This is a genomic window from Petrimonas mucosa, from assembly GCF_900095795.1.
In the GTDB taxonomy this organism is placed as follows: domain Bacteria; phylum Bacteroidota; class Bacteroidia; order Bacteroidales; family Dysgonomonadaceae; genus Petrimonas; species Petrimonas mucosa.
In genome coordinates this window covers 1,372,852-1,392,703 of record NZ_LT608328.1, presented here as the reverse complement: position 1 = coordinate 1,392,703, position 19,852 = coordinate 1,372,852, and the positions used below count along the sequence as shown (strand labels likewise).

General features: G+C 48.9%; 16 protein-coding genes and 1 tRNA gene. 10 read left to right on the top strand and 7 right to left on the bottom strand.

The window, feature by feature from the left end; all coding sequences use genetic code 11:
* The first annotated feature begins 19 nt into the window (after positions 1 to 19).
* The 3 genes from ING2E5A_RS05510 to ING2E5A_RS05500 all read left to right on the top strand — a co-directional run bounded on the left by ING2E5A_RS05510 (position 20) and on the right by ING2E5A_RS05500 (position 3,347).
* Entirely contained in the window at positions 20 to 1,279 is a 1,260-nt protein-coding gene (locus ING2E5A_RS05510; RefSeq protein WP_071136547.1) for an L-rhamnose isomerase, read from the top strand.
* A 5-nt stretch (positions 1,280 to 1,284) separates the two neighbouring features.
* A complete protein-coding gene (gene rhaT / locus ING2E5A_RS05505; RefSeq protein ID WP_071136546.1) occupies positions 1,285 to 2,313 on the top strand; it encodes an L-rhamnose/proton symporter RhaT in 1,029 nt (342 codons plus the stop codon).
* 128 nt (positions 2,314 to 2,441) lie between these two features.
* The gene (locus ING2E5A_RS05500; RefSeq protein WP_071136545.1) at positions 2,442 to 3,347 is read left to right on the top strand and encodes an AraC family transcriptional regulator; all 906 of its coding nucleotides are present in this window, start codon (positions 2,442 to 2,444) and stop codon (positions 3,345 to 3,347) included.
* A 23-nt stretch (positions 3,348 to 3,370) separates the two neighbouring features.
* On the opposite strand, the gene serS is transcribed toward ING2E5A_RS05500, so the two are convergent.
* From serS to tilS, 4 genes are all read right to left on the bottom strand, one after another.
* Positions 3,371 to 4,642, bottom strand: coding sequence for a serine--tRNA ligase (gene serS / locus ING2E5A_RS05495; protein WP_071136544.1), 1,272 nt, complete (start codon positions 4,640 to 4,642; stop codon positions 3,371 to 3,373).
* 116 nt (positions 4,643 to 4,758) lie between these two features.
* On the bottom strand, positions 4,759 to 4,896 hold the full coding sequence (locus tag ING2E5A_RS15280) for a hypothetical protein (protein WP_154670040.1): 138 nt from the start codon (positions 4,894 to 4,896) through the stop codon (positions 4,759 to 4,761).
* A 130-nt stretch (positions 4,897 to 5,026) separates the two neighbouring features.
* Positions 5,027 to 6,130 carry an ISAs1 family transposase gene (locus ING2E5A_RS05490; RefSeq protein ID WP_071136433.1) on the bottom strand — a complete coding sequence of 368 codons (1,104 nt, stop codon included), beginning with the start codon at positions 6,128 to 6,130 and terminating at the stop codon, positions 5,027 to 5,029.
* 149 nt (positions 6,131 to 6,279) lie between these two features.
* Complete coding sequence (gene tilS / locus ING2E5A_RS05485) at positions 6,280 to 7,605, bottom strand: tRNA lysidine(34) synthetase TilS (RefSeq protein WP_071136543.1); 1,326 nt, start codon at positions 7,603 to 7,605, stop codon at positions 6,280 to 6,282.
* A gap of 152 nt (positions 7,606 to 7,757) precedes the next feature.
* Between tilS and pheS the strand changes: the two genes are divergently transcribed.
* The 3 genes from pheS to ING2E5A_RS05470 all read left to right on the top strand — a co-directional run bounded on the left by pheS (position 7,758) and on the right by ING2E5A_RS05470 (position 10,854).
* On the top strand, positions 7,758 to 8,777 hold the full coding sequence (gene pheS, locus ING2E5A_RS05480) for a phenylalanine--tRNA ligase subunit alpha (protein ID WP_071138213.1): 1,020 nt from the start codon (positions 7,758 to 7,760) through the stop codon (positions 8,775 to 8,777).
* A gap of 50 nt (positions 8,778 to 8,827) precedes the next feature.
* On the top strand, positions 8,828 to 9,910 hold the full coding sequence (locus ING2E5A_RS05475; protein ID WP_092032861.1) for a DUF4831 family protein: 1,083 nt from the start codon (positions 8,828 to 8,830) through the stop codon (positions 9,908 to 9,910).
* Positions 9,911 to 9,990: 80 nt separating this feature from the next.
* Complete coding sequence (locus ING2E5A_RS05470) at positions 9,991 to 10,854, top strand: DUF3298 and DUF4163 domain-containing protein (RefSeq protein ID WP_083373205.1); 864 nt, start codon at positions 9,991 to 9,993, stop codon at positions 10,852 to 10,854.
* Between the two features lie 74 nt (positions 10,855 to 10,928).
* On the opposite strand, the gene ING2E5A_RS05465 is transcribed toward ING2E5A_RS05470, so the two are convergent.
* A complete protein-coding gene (locus ING2E5A_RS05465; protein ID WP_071136541.1) occupies positions 10,929 to 11,498 on the bottom strand; it encodes a YceI family protein in 570 nt (189 codons plus the stop codon).
* 183 nt (positions 11,499 to 11,681) lie between these two features.
* Between ING2E5A_RS05465 and sufB the strand changes: the two genes are divergently transcribed.
* The 3 genes from sufB (at position 11,682) to ING2E5A_RS05450 (ending at position 15,846) form a co-directional block, all read left to right on the top strand.
* Positions 11,682 to 13,133 (top strand): Fe-S cluster assembly protein SufB, encoded by a 1,452-nt coding sequence (gene sufB, locus ING2E5A_RS05460; protein WP_071136540.1) that lies wholly within the window; start codon positions 11,682 to 11,684, stop codon positions 13,131 to 13,133.
* 62 nt (positions 13,134 to 13,195) lie between these two features.
* Positions 13,196 to 14,524 (top strand): GntP family permease, encoded by a 1,329-nt coding sequence (locus ING2E5A_RS05455; RefSeq protein WP_071136539.1) that lies wholly within the window; start codon positions 13,196 to 13,198, stop codon positions 14,522 to 14,524.
* Positions 14,525 to 14,535: 11 nt separating this feature from the next.
* Positions 14,536 to 15,846, top strand: a complete 1,311-nt coding sequence (locus tag ING2E5A_RS05450; protein WP_071136538.1) for a glycerate kinase type-2 family protein — start codon at positions 14,536 to 14,538, stop codon at positions 15,844 to 15,846.
* 6 nt (positions 15,847 to 15,852) lie between these two features.
* Here ING2E5A_RS05450 and ING2E5A_RS05445 read toward each other — a convergent pair whose 3' ends face one another.
* Complete coding sequence (locus ING2E5A_RS05445) at positions 15,853 to 17,496, bottom strand: alpha/beta hydrolase (RefSeq protein ID WP_231960448.1); 1,644 nt, start codon at positions 17,494 to 17,496, stop codon at positions 15,853 to 15,855.
* Between the two features lie 304 nt (positions 17,497 to 17,800).
* A tRNA-Pro gene (locus ING2E5A_RS05440) sits at positions 17,801 to 17,875 on the bottom strand.
* A gap of 144 nt (positions 17,876 to 18,019) precedes the next feature.
* On the opposite strand from ING2E5A_RS05440, the gene aspS reads away from it, so the two are divergent.
* A complete protein-coding gene (aspS, locus tag ING2E5A_RS05435) occupies positions 18,020 to 19,774 on the top strand; it encodes an aspartate--tRNA ligase (RefSeq protein WP_071136536.1) in 1,755 nt (584 codons plus the stop codon).
* Positions 19,775 to 19,852 lie beyond the last annotated feature (78 nt).

The following is a 19,852-nucleotide window of genomic DNA, read 5'->3' as shown; positions in this document are numbered from 1 at the left end:
TCAGAAAATAAAAACAATCATGAAAGAAGAACAGATCAAAAAAGAGTTTGCAGCTGCAAAAGAAAAGTATGCTGCGTTGGGTGTTGATGTGGAAAAAGCCATTGAAAAACTGAACAATGTATCTATTTCCATCCACTGCTGGCAGTCAGATGACGTATCGGGCTTTGAAAACCCCGAGGGTGAACTGACCGGCGGTATCCAGGCAACTGGCAACTATCCCGGTAAAGCCAACACTATCGACGAATTGAAGAATGATATCGAGAAGGTGCTGGAACTGATTCCCGGCAAGCATCGCTTAAGTCTGCATGCAATCTACGGTGATTTCGGCGGTGAGTTTGTCGACAGGGACCAGATTGAACCGAAACATTTTCAGACCTGGATGGACTGGGCAAAGAAAACTGGAGCGAAACTCGATTTCAATTCCACCTTCTTTTCTCACCCAAAGAGCGGAAACTATTCACTTTCGAGCTTCGACCCCGAAATCCGCAACTTCTGGAAAGAGCACCTGCGTCGTTGCCGCCGGATTGCTGCAGAAATGGGTCGTCAACAGGGCGATGCATGTATCCACAACATCTGGGTGCATGACGGCGAGAAAGATAAAACGGTATCGCGCATACAGCACAGGGAACTGTTGAAGGAGTCGCTGGACGAAGTAATGACTGAAAAGATCAGCACCGACTACCTGAAGGATTCCGTAGAGTGTAAACTTTTCGGCATCGGCAGCGAAAGCTATGTTGTAGGTTCACATGAGTTCTACATGGGTTACGCCGTCAAGAACAACATGCTGTTGACGCTGGATGCAGGTCACTTCCATCCTACCGAAGGTATCGCCGACAAGATCTCCTCCATGCTGCTTTTCGTTCCCGAGGTCAATCTCCACGTCAGCCGCCCCGAACGTTGGGACAGCGACCACGTAGTCATCCTGAACGACGCGCTGCTCGAATTGTCGCAGGAGATCGTACGCTCCGGACAGATGGAGAAGGTACATATCGGATTGGACTATTTCGATGCATCCATCAATCGCATCGGTGCCTACGTAGTTGGAATCCGTTCAACCCAGAAAGCCATGCTGCAGGCACTTCTGGAGCCGACCGAAAAGCTGCGTGAATATGAAAAGAGAGACAACAACTTCCAACGTATGGCCTATCTGGAAGAGTTGAAAGCCATGCCATGGAATGCTGTTTACAACTACTATTGTCTCCAGCAAGGTGTTCCTGTTGGAGATGAGTATATCCAAGAGATCGAAAAGTACGAATCGGAAGTGACTTCTAAACGATAATCACGATGAATACCATTATTGGATTGATCATTATAGCGATAGGAAGTATGGGGCAGTCGAGCTCCTACGTTCCTATCAACAAGGTCAAGGAGTGGTCATGGGAGAACTTCTGGCTTGTACAGGGTATCTTTGCATGGCTCGTCTTTCCTCTCCTGGGGGCTTTCATGGCAATCTCCCTTCCCGAGTTGATCGCGGTCTACTCGGCAAATGCAGGAGCTGCACTGCAGTCTGTAGGTTACGGCATCCTCTGGGGAATTGGCGGGTTGACATTCGGGCTCAGCATGCGATACCTGGGTATCGCGCTTGGCCAGTCTGTTGCCTTGGGAACTTGTGCGGCCTTTGGAACCTTGATCCCGGCTGTTATTGCCGGTGACGACCTCTTCTCACCGAAGGGGCTGGTTCTGCTGCTGGCTGTTGTTGTGACCCTGCTGGGAATTGCCCTGGTTGGGTATGCCGGCAGTCTTCGTTCGAGAAACATGTCGGAAGAGGAGCGCAAGAAAGCCATCAAGGATTTCGCCCTGAAAAAAGGGTTGTTCATCGCACTTTTTGCCGGAGTAATGAGTGCCTGCTTCAGCTTGGGTCTAAGCGCTGGCATCCCGATCAAGGAAGCCGCGATTGCTGCTGGATCGAAGGAGCTCTTTGCCCAGAATCCCGTAACGCTTCTGGTTACAATTGGCGGCTTTTTCACCAATCTGGTTTACTGTCTCTACATGAACCGGAAAAACAAGACGACAGGAGAGATCGGAAAGACATCCAAACCGATACTTATCAACAACCTTCTCTTCTGTGCCCTGGCCGGATTGCTCTGGTATTCCCAATTCTTCGGACTGGGCATGGGACAGAGTTTCTTTGAGCCGGGAAGCGTGATGATGGCATTCTCATGGAGTATCCTGATGTCCTTGAACGTTGTTTTCAGCAATGTCTGGGGTATTATCCTGAAAGAGTGGAAAGGTGCAGGCAGCAAGGCTGTCGCATTCCTTGCCGTAGGAATGGCTGTCCTCATATTCTCGTTGATTATTCCAAATCTATTCTAAGTTCATTCATTCTCTCATTTTTACACAATGCCGTTCCGATAAATCAATTATTAGACGGCATTGTGTTTCTTTTTATCTATATTTGTATATTTGTGGAAGAGATAAGCAGGTCACCAAAAAGTGTAGCAATGAGATACAACGACAAGGGTATAGATTTTAAGTATTTGTTGGTCAGCGAAAAAGACAAGATGTTTGGACTGACGGTAAATACCGTCGGATTCCAGCCTGTTGCACCCAACTCATTATACCCTTCCACCGAGCATCCCAAAAGCTACTATTTCAATCCCAAGAAGGGACGGGTTTTGTCCGAGTATCAATTCGTCTATATCAGCAAGGGTAAGGGGGTATTTTCATCGGCCAATACAAAAAAGACACCCATCAAGAAGGGGCAGGTAATGTTTCTCTTTCCAGGGAAATGGCACTCCTATCAACCCCTGAAAGAGACCGGATGGAACGAATATTATATCGGGTTCGAGGGAGATATTATCAACACTTTGATCGAGAAGAATTTTCTCCCCTCTCAGAACCAGGTGCTGGACGTAGGTGTGAACGAAGAGCTGGTCAACCTGTTCCTGATGGCCATCAAGGTTGCCAAGGAGGATAAGAAATCGGCCCAGCAATACCTTGCCGGGATCGTATTCCATATCCTTGGAATGATCCTGTCGCTCTCACAAAACAGGAGCTACGACGCCAACGAATCAACACAAGTGATCGAACGGGCCAAGATCATCATGAGGGAGAATATCCACAAGGAGATTGATATAAAGGAGATTGCCTCGAATCTTGGCACAAGCTACTCCTGGTTCAGAAAGTTCTTTAAAGAATATACGGGCTATCCGCCCGCACAATATTTCCAGGAGTTGAAACTCCGGAAAGCAAAGGAGCTGTTGACCGAGACAAGCTTACCTATCAAGGAGATAGCGTATGAACTCAATTTCAGCTCCATCGAATATTTCCTGTCGTTCTTCAAGCAACGGGTAAACATAACCCCTTCCGAATACCGCAAAATAAACGGGACCGACAAACAGCAGTAGGAGTGGGTTTCCCCACCCTACGCTCAATCGATCAGCTCAAATCCGGTGTATGGTACCAGTGCTGCAGGGATTCTTATTCCTTCGGGGGTCTGGTTGTTCTCGAGGAGTGCCGCTACAATCCTTGGCAAAGCCAATGCACTTCCGTTGAGTGTATGGCAAAGCTGTATCTTGCGCTCCTCATTGCGGTAGCGGCATTTCAACCGGTTTGCCTGATAGCTCTCAAAATTGGATACCGAGCTCACTTCCAGCCACCGCTGCTGTGCTGCCGAAAAGACCTCGAAGTCGAACGTGAGCGCCGATGTGAAGCTCATGTCTCCGCCGCAAAGGCGAACAATACGCCAGGGCAACTCCAACTTTTCAACCAACGTCTGCACATACCACACCATCTCATCAAGCCGCATGTATGAGTTCTCCGGCTTGTCGATGCAGACAATCTCCACCTTGTCGAACTGGTGCAACCGGTTCAATCCGCGGACATCCTTGCCGTAGGAACCGGCTTCCCGCCGGAAACAGGCCGAATATGCCGTATTTTTTATTGGAAGATCCTTCTCCTCCAGAATCACATCACGGTAGATGTTGGTCACCGGCACCTCGGCAGTGGGGATCAGGTAGAGGTCGTCAAGCCCCACATGGTACATCTGGCCCTCCTTATCCGGAAGCTGTCCTGTTGCAAAACCCGAGGCGGCATTTACCACATAAGGTGGCTGAATCTCAACAAATCCCGCATCACGGGCATTGTCGAGGAAGAAATTGATAAGCGCACGCTGTAACCGGCTCCCCCTGCCCTTGTAGACAGGAAATCCGGCTCCCGTGATCTTTACCCCCAGTTCGAAGTCGATCAGGTCATATTTTTTTGCCAACTCCCAATGTGGAAGCGCGTCGGGAGAGAGTTGCGGAAAAGATCCACCTGAACGTTCAATCAGATTCTCCTCTGCCGAGTTCCCTTCGGGGACCGAGTCGTGTGGCAGGTTGGGGATGGTGACCAACAACTGCTGGATCGACTCTTCCACCTCTTTCAGCACCGCTTCATTACTTCTGGATTGCTCCTTCAACTCTGTAACCTGCTGCTTGACGGCATCGGCCTCTTCCTTTCTGCCCTCTTTCATCAATCCTCCAATCGATTTGGACAACCGGTTGATTTCCGACAGCTGGCTATCCAGAGCAGTCTGGGTACTGCGGCGTTTTTCGTCCAATGTTACTATCTGGTTGACAACCTCTTCAGCGGCGAATCTTTTCTTTGCGAGCTTGCGGATGACCTCCTCGCGATTTTCGTTTATTACTTTGAGTGTAAGCATAAAAAAACAGTTTCAACTATTTTGATTGAGAATATGCAAAGGTAACAAAAATTCCCGCGTCGAAACAGTTGCAACACAAAATATATTTACCGGCAATGATGCCGGTAAACAGGTAATCAGAACAATTGGAAGTGAACAAAATCCTTGATTTGCCGATCCTTGCTCTTTTTCTTCTGATAGTTTCGCATCACGATATACGAAACGGCTGAAAATGCGGCTACTACAAGGATATCTTTGAGTACACTATTTTTCATAATCGTCGTTTTTAGTTATAACCTTTTATCTTCCTTTTTGTTTTAAAAAGAACCATATTTTTCGGCATGAAGTTACAAAAAAATACCGTTTCGTCAAAGCAATGGAGTGAAAATTGCAGGGTCAACGCATTTAAATTTTCAACAACTGTAGCAAAAAGTTGTCATCCCACCCGGCCTTGAGACGTTTTGAAACCAAAGAACCCTTCGATGTGTCTTGTTTTAGAAGGTTGAGTGCTATTTTTCTGATGAAGGAAAAGTTTTGGGCGGAGTTCTTCGCCCTTTTCCTTTGCCGGTCTTCGTCAAAAACCATGTCCAATGTCCAGTGGAGTTTGTTTTCAATGCCCCAGTGCTGACGTATAAAAGTGTTGAAGTTTGCTGCTTGGTCAATGACACTGCTAATGTAGAAACGGGTTTCGGTCTCCTGTTTTTTACCCGTGTCCCTGTGGGCAGTAATCCTGACAATCGTCTTGAGTCCTTTCCAGTGTTCCCTGTTGTCGATGAAACCCAGGTTCGAGATAATTTCACAGGTACGTGTTTCAATCCGTCCGTGCCCTTTTTCCGTCACCTGATCGACCGAGTCCGGATTATGCCGGTTGAAACTGTCCTCCACCTGGGACAAAAGCTCTTTCTGGTTACCCTTGACCGAAAGGATATAATCCGCTTTATTTTCTATGATTTTTTCAGCAATCTTCGTTTGGGTACCAATGGCATCTATGGTAATAATGCTTCCTTCTATGTCAAGCAGGTCCAGCAATAACGGGATGGCCGTGATCTCATTGCTTTTCTCATCCACCTTGAGTTGGCCCAGGACCAATTGGTTTTCTGATGCCCAGGCGCTGACCATGTAGATGGGGTTCTTTTCATGAAAGCTGTCTTTGGACCCTTTTATACACTTGCCGTCCAAGCTGATAACCTCTTTTGTGATATGCTCATCCTTTAAAGAATCAACCCATTTGATGAAAGCTTCTTCAAAAAGACGTGGACGTAAACTGGAAAACACCCTGTTAATCGTATCGTGTGAGGGGATACCGTTGGGCAGTTTGAGGAACGTTTTCAGGAATGAAAGTTTTGTCTTGCCGAAAAGTTCAATTGAATCCCACGATTCCGCCCCACAAATAACGGCGAGTATCGACAGGATTATGATGTCGGATAGCAGGTGTTTCTTGTTCCTGTTGATTCGGTGGTCGGGAATGCACTCAAAATACCGGTGCAAAGAAGTGGCTGGACTTGTCATGTCTTTTTTGAGGCAAAGATACGCATTTACATTGCCTCAAAACAACACAAGTTATTAACAACCAGACGGATAAATTGTTGATAACACTGTCTTTTCTGATTTTTTTATGCGTTGACCCTGGTGAAAATTGTGTGGTGATCTGAAGCAGTTCAAACCGCCTCCTCACTTTTCAGTTCAACCAGCAGAACACGACTCGTCTGGGGGGTAATCCTGAAGCGGTTATCCGGCCGTAGCCCCACAACCCAAACCACCTCATCGCCCGACAACAGGAGCCATCTCTCCTGCTTCTCTTTCAGGTTCAACTTGAGATCGGTAAAAAAATCGCTCAACTTCTTTCTGCCGTTCATCCCGAAAGGGACAAACCAGTCGCCTGCCCGCCATCTTCTCAGCCTGAGCGGAAACTGCAACTTGTCGGCATCGGCATACAACAGGTGTCTCCCCTTCCCGATCGATGCAGGAGGATCGGTAAATCTGACCGTCAGGCGCAAGGGGGTGGAGATCTCCTGCGCAACTTCATCAATCAGATAGACCCGGTTGTCGTCCAACGGCTCCTCCATCCTGTCGATAACAAAAGCGGTGCGATCCTTGATCAGCCGGCAGGAGGGTGAGTAGAACACTTTCCCCGGCGTGGCATCCGTTCCCCTGTAGATATCCTCGATAACTGCGGGATGAAATCCCAGTGGAGAAAGAATCTCGAACAGGACAGACAGTGGAGAGACCCTCTCTCTTAACCGTTCGATATCGATCCTGTCGGCATGCAGCACCGCCTCGATATCTGCCTGAACAGCTCTCCTGTACACCTTCTCCACCTCCGACAAATTTCCGGCAGTGCGCAATATCGCCTCTACTACCGAGGGATTCAATTTTTTCAACTGCGGGATCACGTTCAGCCGGATATGATTCCGGGCATAGATATCCTCCCGGTTGGTACTGTCGGTCCTGAAAGGAATTCCTCGCTCATTCAGGTAAGTTTCAATCTCGCTCCGGGTGACACAAAGCAGTGGACGGACAACTTTTCCGTTTTGGGGCAAAATTCCACAAAGGCCGCTTATCCCCGTACCGCGCACCAGGTTCATCAACAGGGTCTCGGCCGAGTCATCCTTATGGTGGGCAACGGCAATGGCCTCGGCGTCGTACTGCTTCCGCACCATTTCAAACCAGGAGTAACGCAACTCCCTTGCAGCCATCTCAATGGAGATTCCCCTGTCGGCCGCATATTGCCGGGTATCAAAATCGATCGAGGTAAACTCAAGGTCGTTCTTCTTGCACCAACCCTTCACAAACCGGGCATCTTCGTCCGACTCTTCTCCACGCAGGTGGAAATTGCAATGTGCCACAATGCAACGGCAACCCAGCAAGGTAAGTATGTCGAGCAGCGCCATGGAGTCGGCACCCCCACTTATTCCGGCTATCAGCACAGCGCCCTCTCCCGGCAGCCGTTTCTCGTCGATAAAGGATTTTACTTTCTGAAACATCTGCAGAACCCCCGATAGAGGGGTGTTTTTTATTTACACAAAAATACGATTTGTTTTTCAAAAAAAGGGGCAAACGATTTCTTTCTTCAAAATCAAGGTTAATCGCCAAGAAAAATGTATTTTTGCATAAAAATAACGAGAATAACAACCGTATGTTAGATAGAATTCACGCCCTTCTTTCCGAGATAGATCAGCTCTCGGCAACGGGACCCGACGAACTGGAATCGCTGCGTATAAAGTACTTAAGCAAGAAAGGAATCATCTCCATGCTGATGGACGACTTCAGAAATGTTCCTCCTGCGCAGAAACGTGAGGTGGGGATGAAATTGAACGAACTGAAACAGAAGGTACAGGAGAAGATCCAATCGCTGAAAACCGCATTTGAGAGCAGCAGCGACAAGAGTGTGGAGATCGACCTGACCCGTACCGCCTACCCGATTCCCCTCGGTTCACGTCACCCGATATCGATCGTGAAAGAGGAGATCTGTGACATCTTTAAACGGCTGGGGTTCTCCATCGCGGAGGGTCCGGAGGTGGAAGACGACTGGCATGTTTTCTCGTCGCTCAATTTTGCAGAAGATCATCCGGCACGCGACATGCAGGATACCTTTTTCATCCAGAGCAACCCCGATATCGTTCTGCGTACGCACACCTCATCGGTGCAGACCCGCGTCATGGAAAAGACGACCCCGCCTATCCGCATCATCTGTCCCGGACGGGTCTATAGAAATGAAGCGATCTCCTACAGGGCGCACTGCTTCTTCCATCAGGTGGAGGCGTTATATGTGGACAAGGATGTATCCTTTGCCGATCTGAAACAGGCATTGCTTTTCTTCGCCAAGGAGATGTTTGGTGCCCGTACAAAGATTCGTCTCCGCCCGTCCTACTTTCCGTTCACCGAACCGAGCGCGGAGATGGATATCTCCTGCAACCTGTGTGGCGGAGAAGGTTGCCCATTCTGCAAGCACACCGGTTGGGTAGAGATACTTGGATGCGGCATGGTAGACCCCAATGTGCTGGAAAATTGCGGTATCGACAGCAAAATCTATTCCGGATACGCACTCGGAATGGGTATCGAACGGATCACCAACCTGAAATATCAGGTAAAGGACCTTCGGATGTTCTCAGAAAACGACGTGAATTTCCTGAAGCAGTTTCAGGCCGCACATTAGATCCTGAAGTTTGGAACGTCCAGAACTGAATATTGTCAAACAACAATGATATGATACAGATTAAACGCCTTATATTCTCTGCAGTAATTGTTTTGCTTCCCGTTGTCGGCATACGCCCGCAACAGACCGTCAGGATGAATGCCGTCAAGGCGAATAATTACGGGGTAATCTATTCATTGCCGAAGACATCACTTGTGGTAACATTGAAAGTGAAAAAAACGGTTTTCAACCGCGGTGAATTTTATCAGTATGCGCAGCGATACCTGAATATCGACCCCATTACCGAGAGCAGGACCGAATTCACACTGGAGGATGTGATGGTAACTAACCGTGGCGTAGTTGACAAGGAGAACTCCTACATGGTCATCTTCAGGCCCAACTCATTGGCACCCTATGTCTATCTCACACAGGAGGGACTGATCTCCACCATAAATGCCGAACCGGTAACCGAAGAGACACCCACATTCGAGCTTCCGGCACCATCGCCTGCCCCGTTAAATCCAAGGAGGTTTCTGTCGGAAGAGACACTGATGGCCGGTTCCACGGCCAAACAGGCAGAACTGGTTGCGAAACAGATTTTCGACCTGCGCCGTAGCCGCAATGACATCCTCATCGGCGAGGCCGACAACATGCCGCCCGACGGTGAGGCCTATAAGGTTGTGATGGAGCAGATCAATGCCCAGGAGAAGGCATTGACCGAGATGTTTTCGGGAAGTACGCAAACCGAGTATTTCACCAGGGAGATCGTGATCGTTCCTACTGAAAAGGAGATCGACAGGATGATCATCGGCAGGTTTTCAGTGAAGTTGGGACCGGTGGATGCCGACAATCTCGCAGGCGAACCCATCTATCTGACATTGAGAAACAAAACTCCAAAGATCGAATCGGCAATTTCCGACAAGGAGAGGGAGCGTCTCGAGAAGAAACTGTCTGAAGGGGTGGTCTACAATGTTCCCGGGAAAGCGCAACTGATCCTGGAATTCAAGAACAGGGCACTGAAGGATATGGAGGTGGATGTTGTCCAGTTTGGCACGAAGGATGTGCTTGTAAAAAAGATGTTCGACAACATGAAGCAGCCGATCAAGGTGATCTTCTATCCCGAGCTGGGTGCTATCCGGCAGATCATCCAGTAACATTTCATGCCGAAAGCATACAGGCAAAAGAATCAAAGAAAATCCCGAACTCTACGACACCGTTCAAAAAAATTTCAGGTATGAAAAACAAAAAATTAATCACAGTTGCGGTCTTCTTGCCCCTGCTTTCGTATATGCTGTTTTCCTGCAAAAAGAGTGCAAAAGTGCCCGCACCCATTGTTTACGACAGTATCGTGGTCAAGAAGCAGATCCCCATGTTCGAGACAAATGACACAACGTTGCCATTTGCCGACGTGAAGGTGAGCTTCATCTATCCGGAAGAATTTGGCAGCAAGGAAGATCTCGCCCGTTTACAACAGATCTTTATCGGCACCTTCTTCCAGAACCTGCAACTCGACTCTCTCGCTCCGCAAGCTGCGGTGGAGGCCTATCTCTCCGGATACATGGAGGAATACAGGTCACTGGCAGAGAGCTACAACGAAGAGAAGAAGAGATTTGCCGGAGATGAGGCGCCCTCGTGGTACTGGTACTACATGTACAATACCAACAAAGTGGTGTTTCAGAACGACCTGCTCCTGAGCTACGCGGTGGAATACAGCGACTATACCGGCGGGGCGCACGGGTCGCACCAGATTACCTATACCAATATCGATCTCGGAGAACTGGTCACCATTTCGGAGGAGGATATCTTTCTTCCCGACTATGAAAAGAGTCTCGGCATGATCATCACCAGCCGGTTGATGATGCAGTACAATGTCACTGAACCCGACTCGCTGATCAACCATGGCTTCTTTGATCCGAAGGAGATTGCACCCAACAACAATTTCTGGTTGGACGACAAGGGTATCCATTACGCCTTTAACCAGTACGAAATCGCACCCTATTCGATGGGTGTGATTGATGTGGATATTCCGTACGAAGATCTGGGACCCATACTCAAACCGGAATTCTTGAAAAAGTATTTTTCAAAGAGGGGTGGTTAAAATAAAAAATCCCCTCCGATCAGGAGGGGAACTACCTTTCTGCAAGATGCTATTCAGCAGAGAGGTTTATCTTTTCACTCGGCTACAAACTCCATGTAGAGTATGAGATCCACATCCTTGGCAATGGTTTTGCCATCGGGATCGTATGCCACATTGAAGTCGAACCGGTTGATCCGACCCTTGGCGATAAACCCGATCACATCCTTACCGCCCCTGCCGACAATCTTGCCACCATACACTACATCAAACGTTACGGCTTTTGTCACATCCTTGAGCGTAATCAAGCCTTTCAATTTATAGTTCTTGTCGTCGATCTTCTCAATCCCGGTGCTCTTGAAGAGTATTTGCGGATACTTTTCAGTGTCGAAGAAATCGGCTCCACGCAGGTGATTGTCCCTCGGTTCAATCCGCGTATCGATGCTTCTAGCATCAACCGTAAACTCGATTCTTGCATCCTGCAGGTTGTTGAGATCGCCCACTACAAATCCGTCAAAGGTGTTGAAACTACCGTTAACGAATGAGATGCCGTTATGCTTTACTTTAAAATTAACTGACGAGTGCGCCTTGTCCACCGAGAATTTCGTTTGAGCCATAAGGCCAAAAACCAGTGTGAACAGTGATAATGTTAAACATACTTTTTTCATACTTTTAATTCCTCTTTATTATTGAATTCCACCTTTTAACTCAAACGGAGTGGTTTTTGTTCAGAATTTGATGTAATTTTGCGCAAACAAATCTACTTATCGTTTGTTTATTCATCGGAAGGGATTAGCTCTTCCCGTTAATTAGTACGAACCGATCACATCGATCGACAATCAATATGTAAGATGCAGGAACTAGATCAGGATCAGATATTAAATGACATAACCACACAAGATTACAAATACGGATTCGTCACCGAGGTCGAAACATATACAATTGAGAAAGGGTTGAATGAAGAGGTCATACGGTTGATCTCTTCAAAAAAGAATGAACCGGAATGGTTGCTGGAGTTCAGATTAAAGGCCTATCGCCATTGGTTGACAATGGAAAAACCCGACTGGGCACACCTGAACATCCCGGAAATCGATTTTCAGGATATCATCTATTATGCCGATCCCACTCAACGGAAACGGCCGCAATCACTGGATGAGGTGGATCCGGAGCTGTTGAAAACCTTTGAACGGTTAGGCATCCCCCTCAACGAACAGAAGCAGTTGACAGGTGTGGCTGTGGATGCCGTGATGGACAGCGTATCGGTGAAGACAACCTTCAAGGAGGTACTTGCCGAAAAAGGGATTATCTTTAGCTCGTTCAGCGAAGCGGTAAAACACCATCCCGATTTGGTAAAAAAATACCTGGCCACCGTTGTGCCATACAAAGATAACTTCTACGCCGCTCTCAACTCGGCCGTTTTCAGCGACGGCTCGTTCGTCTACGTACCTAAGGGGGTGCGTTGTCCGATGGAGTTATCCACCTATTTCCGTATCAATGCACAAAATACCGGTCAGTTTGAACGGACACTCATCGTGGCAGACGACAACTCCTATGTAAGCTACCTGGAAGGATGTACGGCTCCCATGCGTGACGAGAACCAGTTGCATGCCGCAGTGGTGGAGATCGTAGCCCTTGAAAACGCTGAAGTTAAGTACTCTACGGTACAGAACTGGTATCCGGGGGACAAAAACGGCAAGGGGGGAGTATACAACTTCGTCACAAAGCGGGGTATCTGCAAAGGCAACAACTCGAAGATCTCCTGGACACAGGTGGAGACCGGCTCTGCCATCACCTGGAAATACCCCTCCTGCATTCTGGCGGGTGACAACTCCGTGGGGGAGTTCTATTCGGTTGCAGTGACCAACAACTACCAGCAGGCCGATACGGGAACCAAGATGATCCATCTCGGGAAGAACACCCGAAGCCGCATCGTCTCCAAGGGTATTTCGGCAGGAAACAGCCAAAACAGTTACCGGGGACTGGTCAAAGTGGCGAAAAAGGCAACAAACGCCCGCAACCACTCGCAGTGCGACAGCTTGCTGCTTACCGACCATTGCGGTGCTCACACTTTCCCCTATACCGATATCCAGAATCCCACCGCTATCCTGGAACATGAAGCTACCACCTCGAAAATCAGTGAAGACCAGATCTTCTACTGCAATCAACGCGGTTTGAGCGAAGAGGAGGCGATCAGCCTGATTGTGAACGGATATGTGAAGGAGGTGGTAAACAAACTCCCGATGGAGTTTGCCGTTGAAGCACAGAAGCTACTGCAGATCAGCCTAGAAGGCAGCGTGGGATAATAGAGATATAGCTGCAAAGGCGGGTGGCATAAGTTGCGTAGTTGTAAAAAACCTAAATACGCATGAGCATCCTTGTCATCTCTTTTCTCGTGGTGTTGAGTATTGTGTTGATTGTACTCCTTACCTCCGTCACCAAACTCAACGCATTTGCCTCGTTGTTCATTGTCTCTCTACTGCTTGCCATTACCGCACTGCCGGAAAAGGGTATTGTCGATATTCTAAAGGAGGGTTTCGGCAACACTGTGGCATCCATTGGATTTCTTGTCATTTTTGGGGCGATTATCGCCACGGTACTGGAAAAGACCAGTGGTGCATCTAGCATTGCCAACTATATCTTATCAAGGACAGGGCATCGGAATGCAGCCTCAGCAATGGGAATCTCCGGATTCATTGTGGGATTGCCCATCTTTTGTGATTCCGGATATATCATCATGAGCGGACTGGCAAAGAGGTTCAGCTCCAAGGCCAAAGTTGCACTGACTGTGATCGCTTTCGTGCTGGCCACCTCGCTCTATTCGGTGCATTGCCTCACTCCCACTCATCCGGGTGCTTTAGCCGCTTCCGGGATTCTGGATGCCAACATTGGCATGTTGATCGTTTTGGGAACGCTCTTCGCTATTCCTGCGGCCCTCTCGGCCTTTTTGTGGATTAAATGGCAAACCCGAAGCGACTTGTACAAAGAGAGGGAGGAGCTACATCATGAAGTTCCGTGCGAAGAACAGCTTCCTCCGGTTCATCTCTCCCTGCTGCCTGTAGTTGTTCCGCTACTGCTAATCGCTACCGGCTCATTACTCACAGTACTGGATATCTCCAACAGCAAGATGGTATTAAGGGGGTTGGCCTTTATCGGTCAACCGATCATTTCACTGATGATAGGGGTACTGCTATCGCTGCTTCTGTTGAAGAACAAGGGAATAAAAGATATCAACAGGGTTTTGGATTCCGCCATTGTGAAAGCAGGTCCGATATTGGTTGTAACCGGTGCCGGCGGGATGTTTGGACTGGTGATCAAGGAAACCGGTGTAGGCGCCTATGCGGGTGATTTTCTGCTGCAGACAGGATTGGGACTTCTCGTTCCGTTTCTCATCGCTTCCACTCTAAAAACGGCTCAGGGTTCCTCTACCGTGGCCATCATCACGACTGCCTCGTTGGTCGTACCGATGTTACCCACCTTGGGGCTTTATTCTGAAACGGGCAAACTTCTGACAATGCTTTCGATGGGGGCCGGCTCGATGATGGTATCTCATGCCAACGACTCATATTTCTGGGTGGTTTCCCGCTTCTCGGGAATCAGCCCGAACATTGCACTGAAAGTATTCTCATCGGCCACTGCAGTGATGGCGGTTGTAACTTTTCTATGCGTCTGGCTCACCTCTCTCTTTATTCTGTAATCCGATAAGATATGAAAGATATTGCAGAACAGATATTTCTTGCGGGAGTGGATGCTGTTCTTCCCGAGAAGTTGATCCGATCGCAGGTAAAACTCTCAGGAGATTTTTTGCATCTGGCGGAGTGGGAATTCCCGCTATCCCGTTTCAGACAGATATATCTCCTGGCAGCCGGAAAAGCGGCCGCCGCAATGGCCTGCGAGATGGAGCGGCTCTTGGGCGACAGAATAAGAGATGGACATATTATTACAAAGTATGGCCACGGAAGAGCGTTAAAGCGTCTGACCCTTACCGAAGCAGGGCACCCGGTACCGGATGCGGAGGGAGTGAAAGGTACTCAACGCATGCTCGATATTGCCCGTAAGGCTGGCGAAAACGATCTGGTTGTCTGTCTGCTGTCGGGAGGCGCCTCGGCACTGATGGCTGATCTTCCGGAAGGAATTTCACTCGACGATCTGAAACGGACCAATGAACTGCTGGTAACCTGTGGAGCAGATATCGCCAAGATAAACACTATTCGTAAACACCTGTCGGGAGTCAAGGGGGGAGAGCTGGCCCGTACACTTTTTCCAGCAACGACTGTCAGTCTGATACTTTCGGACGTTGTCGGCAACAGATTGGAGGTAATTGCATCGGGACCGACAGCAGGGGATAGAACCAACTTCGCCGATGCGATGGATGTGATCAACAGCTATTCGCTGAAAGAAAAGCTTCCCGCATCTGTGCTCCATCACCTGCAAAAAGGGGTGGCCGGCTCTATCCCCGACACACCCAAACCCGACGACCCTATCTTTCAGAATGTCTACAACTACGTTATCGGCAGCAATTCCACAGCCCTCCGTGCGGCTGCACAAAAGGCTAAGGAGTTGGGCTGTACAACAGAGATCGTAACCGAAACATTACAGGGAGATTATACCGCGGTGGCCGATTATATCCTAGATACTGTTGAAAATTACCAGCGCCCAAAGCGTGCAAAACCGCTCTGCCTGCTTTTCGGAGGTGAACCTACCGTCAAGGTATCCGGAAACGGGAAAGGAGGTCGCAATCAACACCTGGCCCTCTATCTGGCAACAAGGATCAGCCCCAAAAAGAGGATCACCATCCTTTGTGCCGGTACTGACGGTACCGACGGGCCCACCGATGCCGCGGGTGCAGTAATTGATGACAAAACGGTGTCAAACGCTTTGGAGAGGGGGATCAATCCCTATCAATACCTCAACGGCTGCGACTCCTACCACTTTTTTCAACAGGCCGGCGGTCATATCATGACCGGGAATACAGGTACCAATGTAATGGATATGATTGTCGCAATCGGTGAGGATTGACCCCAATTATTTATTAAACCCCTTTGATGTAAGAAATTCCCAAATACGATCGAGGAACGTATAGCTTCCTGTTCCGGGAGAAGCCTTTTGCTGGAAGCAGTGCTCACGCGTAGCCAAGGTGTGAAGTTCGCTTTGGATTCCCATCTCTTGCATCTTCTCCCAACTCTTTACCGAGTTCATCGCGGCCCATCCGTCAGCATCTCCATGTACAAACAGCATAGGAGCGGTCTTTAGATCGAACGAGAATTCCGGTACCAGTATGGCACTATCATCATTACCTTTTCCCTTATTAGGCTCTTCCGCACCGTCGGTCAGTGCATAGGCAGGATAGATACCTATTCCCCATTGCACGTTACAAGAAAGCTTATCAATCTCGTCGATAGGCAGGTAGGACTGATGCAGTGAGGAAGTTACACCCATCAAGGTTAGATGTCCACCTGCAGAACTACCCATAATGCCGATCCGGTCCGGATCGAGTCCCCGTTTAGCCGCCTCGCTTCGTACGATCTTGATGGTACGCTGCAGATCCTGCCAGGCGGTGGTGTGCTTGGATAGCCCCGTGGTAGGCCTGGGTGTACGGTACTTTAAAGTTACTACTGTCATGCCCAATTCATTGAGATAGCGACGGGCAGGTGCCACTTCAAAGCCGTCGGGGTCATTACCCTGGTAACTTCCGCCAGAGTAGATGATCTGTATCGCTTTTGTCTTGAGATTTTTCGGTGTATGCCATTCAAGATAGGGTGTGCACTGATTGGGTTGAACATCCGGCATCTTCCCATCCGGCCAGATGTTCATCTTGGAATAATCGGCACGACTGTGATCGGAAGCATATCGGCTCATCAGCTCCACCTCATCTTCCAGCTTGCCCATATAGCCCATCTGGCGCATAAACTCAACTCCTCTCTCCAGTCCAAAAGCGCCATGTCCCTTATCGGCATAGAGATGTAACTCGGCAGGAATATTCATCCGCCTGAGTTGTCGGTAAACCAATGTCGAGGTCCGTGCAGAATAGATATCGGTTCCGCCGTGATGAAGACTCATCGGACAGGTATACTCATCAAACTTGAAAACATTACTCAATTTCACATCTGTACCATATCCTTGACGGGGAGCAGGAATACCTGTTTCCGCATCGGTAGTACCATAAGCAGGAGCATTGACAATCGCCCAGTTAATGTTGCAGGGCAGTTCGTCAATCTGGTCCACTTTCTCATAGGCAGGTGTCTGTGAACTGGTGGCCAGCAACAAGGCTAAATGCGAACCTGCCGACATGGAGATAACCCCTATCCTATCTGGGTCAAACCCACGTTTTTTGGCTTCACTCCGCACTTTACGAACAGCACGTTGTCCATCCACCCATGCGGTTTGATAATAGGGAATCCCTACCGGTCTGGGTGTTCTATAGACCAGGTTTACACATTGAAATCCCAATTGGGTAAATGTCTTATTCCATAATTTGATAAGGTCCACATCACAACAGGACTCGTAAGAACCGCCCGAAATGAGAATCATGCATCCTCCATTCCGCAGTTCCTTGGGGGGCGCATCAAACCATTCGAGATATGCTATCCGATTCTTGTCGGCATTGAAATCCTTTTTCCCGGCCTCGTCTGTCATGGCTGCGATCTGATGGTCCTGCCGATATGGCATTCTATCCTTTGGCCAAATAGCAACTCTTTCAGTGGCAAATAGACTGATACTGAAAACAAAAGTCAATAAAAATGTTATCTTTCTCACAGCTGATATTTTTTAAGATAAAGTAACTATGCAAAAGTATGTAAAATCTATGAAGCAACAAGGCTTCGGGTTCCAAAACAGCAGCCTCCGGTCAGCTCCTCCAGGTCAAATATAGGGTTTTACTCCTGGCTTATCGAGGTCGCTTTTGTGACCCGACTGTTGCCTGTTTCCAAAAAATAGAGGGAGCTACAATATCTATTGTAACTCCCTCATCAAGTCGGGGTGGCGGGATTCGAACTCGCGACCCCCTGCTCCCAAAGCAGGTGCGCTAACCGGACTGCGCTACACCCCGGAACGTTCTCTTCAAAACGTGGGTGCAAAAGTACGATTTTATCCAATAATATCAAAACTTTTCAGCTTTTTTTATCCGGCAAGTGGTTTCAACGTCAGAAATGTGTAAATTTGCACTCCAATTAAATGGCAAACAAGCAATAATATGTATAGAAACAGGACTTGTGGCGAATTACGCATCGCCGACGTGAATAAGGAGGTTACCCTTTCGGGTTGGGTCCACAAAATCCGGAAGATGGGAGGAATGACTTTTGTCGACCTGCGCGACCGGTACGGGGTAACCCAGCTGTCGTTCAACCAGGAGAAAAACCAGGAGCTTTGCGAGCAGGCAAACAGGCTGGGCCGGGAATGGGTGATTCAGGTGACGGGAAAAGTGGAGGAGAGATCGAGCAAGAACCCCAATATACCTACCGGAGAGATTGAGATTGCGGTAACGGCCATTGTGGTCCTGAATGCAGCACAGACCCCCCCCTTCACCATCGAAACTGAGACCGACGGCGGGGATGATCTGCGGATGAAGTACCGCTACCTCGATCTGAGGCGTAATGTAGTTCGAAAGAATCTCGAGCTTCGTCACAAGATGGCGTTTGAAGTGCGGAAATATCTCGATGAAAGAGATTTCCTGGAGGTAGAGACCCCTGTCCTTATCGGATCTACACCTGAGGGCGCACGCGACTTTATCGTCCCCTCCCGCATGAACCCCGGCGAATTCTATGCATTGCCCCAGTCGCCGCAGCTTTTCAAGCAGTTGCTGATGGTCTCGGGGTTCGACCGCTATTTCCAGATCGTAAAATGTTTCCGTGACGAGGATCTGCGGGCAGACAGACAGCCTGAGTTTACCCAGATCGACTGCGAGATGTCGTTCGTTCAACAGGAGGATGTGCTGAACATGTTTGAAGGGTTGACGAAACACCTGTTCAAGACCTTGAAGGGGATCGACCTGCCAGATTTCCCCCGGATGAGTTACGCCGATGCCATGCGCCAATACGGATCTGACAAGCCAGATATCCGTTTCGAAATGAAATTTGTGGAGATTAAGGATCTGACAACCGACCGGGGTTTCGGGGTCTTCGACTCATCGGAATATGTCGGTGCCATCTGCGCTCAGGGATCTGCATCATATACCCGCAAACAGCTCGACGAACTGACCGATTTCGTGAAGCGGCCGCAAATTGGAGCCAAAGGACTGATATATGTCCGTTACAACGAAGATGGCAGCCTGAAATCGTCGGTTGACAAGTTCTACTCCGAAAGCGACCTGAAAGCGTGGGCAGAGCGATGCAATGCCAAACCGGGCGACCTGATCCTGGTGTTGAGCGGCGAGACCGAGAAAACGCAGAAACAGCTGTCTGAACTTCGCCTCGAGATGGGTAGCCGACTGGGATTACGCGACAAGAACAACTATAAATGTCTTTGGGTGGTCGATTTTCCGTTGCTGGAAAAAGATGAGGAACTGAACCGGTTCTTCGCCAAACACCACCCCTTCACGTCACCCAAACCTGAAGATATTGCGCTGCTCGACTCAGATCCGGGAGCCGTGAGGGCCAACGCCTACGACTTGGTGATCAACGGCGTGGAGGTTGGTGGCGGTTCAATCCGTATCCACGACAGTGCATTGCAGCAGAAGATGTTCTCCGTTCTGGGCTTCACCGAAGAGCGCGCTCAGGAGCAGTTCGGGTTCCTGATGAACGCATTCAAGTATGGAGCACCTCCCCACGGTGGAATAGCCTTTGGGCTCGACAGGCTGGTATCGATCTTTGCCGGCCTCGACAGTATCCGCGACTGCATCGCTTTTCCGAAGAACAACTCCGGGCGCGACGTCATGATAGATGCGCCATCGCGTATTGAACAGGAGCAGCTCGACGAGCTGGGATTGGTCATCGTGAACAGGGAGAAGTAGCCCGGCAGCAATAGCAACAATTATAGTTGACCCCCAAAAGTTTTGCCTTACTTTTGGGGGTCATTCCATCTCTTAAAG

Coding starts and splice junctions, on each gene's coding strand:
- ING2E5A_RS05510 (WP_071136547.1), top strand. CDS start 20: ATGAAAGAAGAACAGATCAAAAAAGAGTTTGCAGCTGCAAAAGAAAAG.
- rhaT (WP_071136546.1), top strand. CDS start 1,285: ATGAATACCATTATTGGATTGATCATTATAGCGATAGGAAGTATGGGG.
- ING2E5A_RS05500 (WP_071136545.1), top strand. CDS start 2,442: ATGAGATACAACGACAAGGGTATAGATTTTAAGTATTTGTTGGTCAGC.
- serS (WP_071136544.1), bottom strand. CDS start 4,642: ATGCTTACACTCAAAGTAATAAACGAAAATCGCGAGGAGGTCATCCGC.
- ING2E5A_RS15280 (WP_154670040.1), bottom strand. CDS start 4,896: ATGAAAAATAGTGTACTCAAAGATATCCTTGTAGTAGCCGCATTTTCA.
- ING2E5A_RS05490 (WP_071136433.1), bottom strand. CDS start 6,130: ATGACAAGTCCAGCCACTTCTTTGCACCGGTATTTTGAGTGCATTCCC.
- tilS (WP_071136543.1), bottom strand. CDS start 7,605: ATGTTTCAGAAAGTAAAATCCTTTATCGACGAGAAACGGCTGCCGGGA.
- pheS (WP_071138213.1), top strand. CDS start 7,758: ATGTTAGATAGAATTCACGCCCTTCTTTCCGAGATAGATCAGCTCTCG.
- ING2E5A_RS05475 (WP_092032861.1), top strand. CDS start 8,828: ATGATACAGATTAAACGCCTTATATTCTCTGCAGTAATTGTTTTGCTT.
- ING2E5A_RS05470 (WP_083373205.1), top strand. CDS start 9,991: ATGAAAAACAAAAAATTAATCACAGTTGCGGTCTTCTTGCCCCTGCTT.
- ING2E5A_RS05465 (WP_071136541.1), bottom strand. CDS start 11,498: ATGAAAAAAGTATGTTTAACATTATCACTGTTCACACTGGTTTTTGGC.
- sufB (WP_071136540.1), top strand. CDS start 11,682: ATGCAGGAACTAGATCAGGATCAGATATTAAATGACATAACCACACAA.
- ING2E5A_RS05455 (WP_071136539.1), top strand. CDS start 13,196: ATGAGCATCCTTGTCATCTCTTTTCTCGTGGTGTTGAGTATTGTGTTG.
- ING2E5A_RS05450 (WP_071136538.1), top strand. CDS start 14,536: ATGAAAGATATTGCAGAACAGATATTTCTTGCGGGAGTGGATGCTGTT.
- ING2E5A_RS05445 (WP_231960448.1), bottom strand. CDS start 17,496: ATGCCATATCGGCAGGACCATCAGATCGCAGCCATGACAGACGAGGCC.
- aspS (WP_071136536.1), top strand. CDS start 18,020: ATGTATAGAAACAGGACTTGTGGCGAATTACGCATCGCCGACGTGAAT.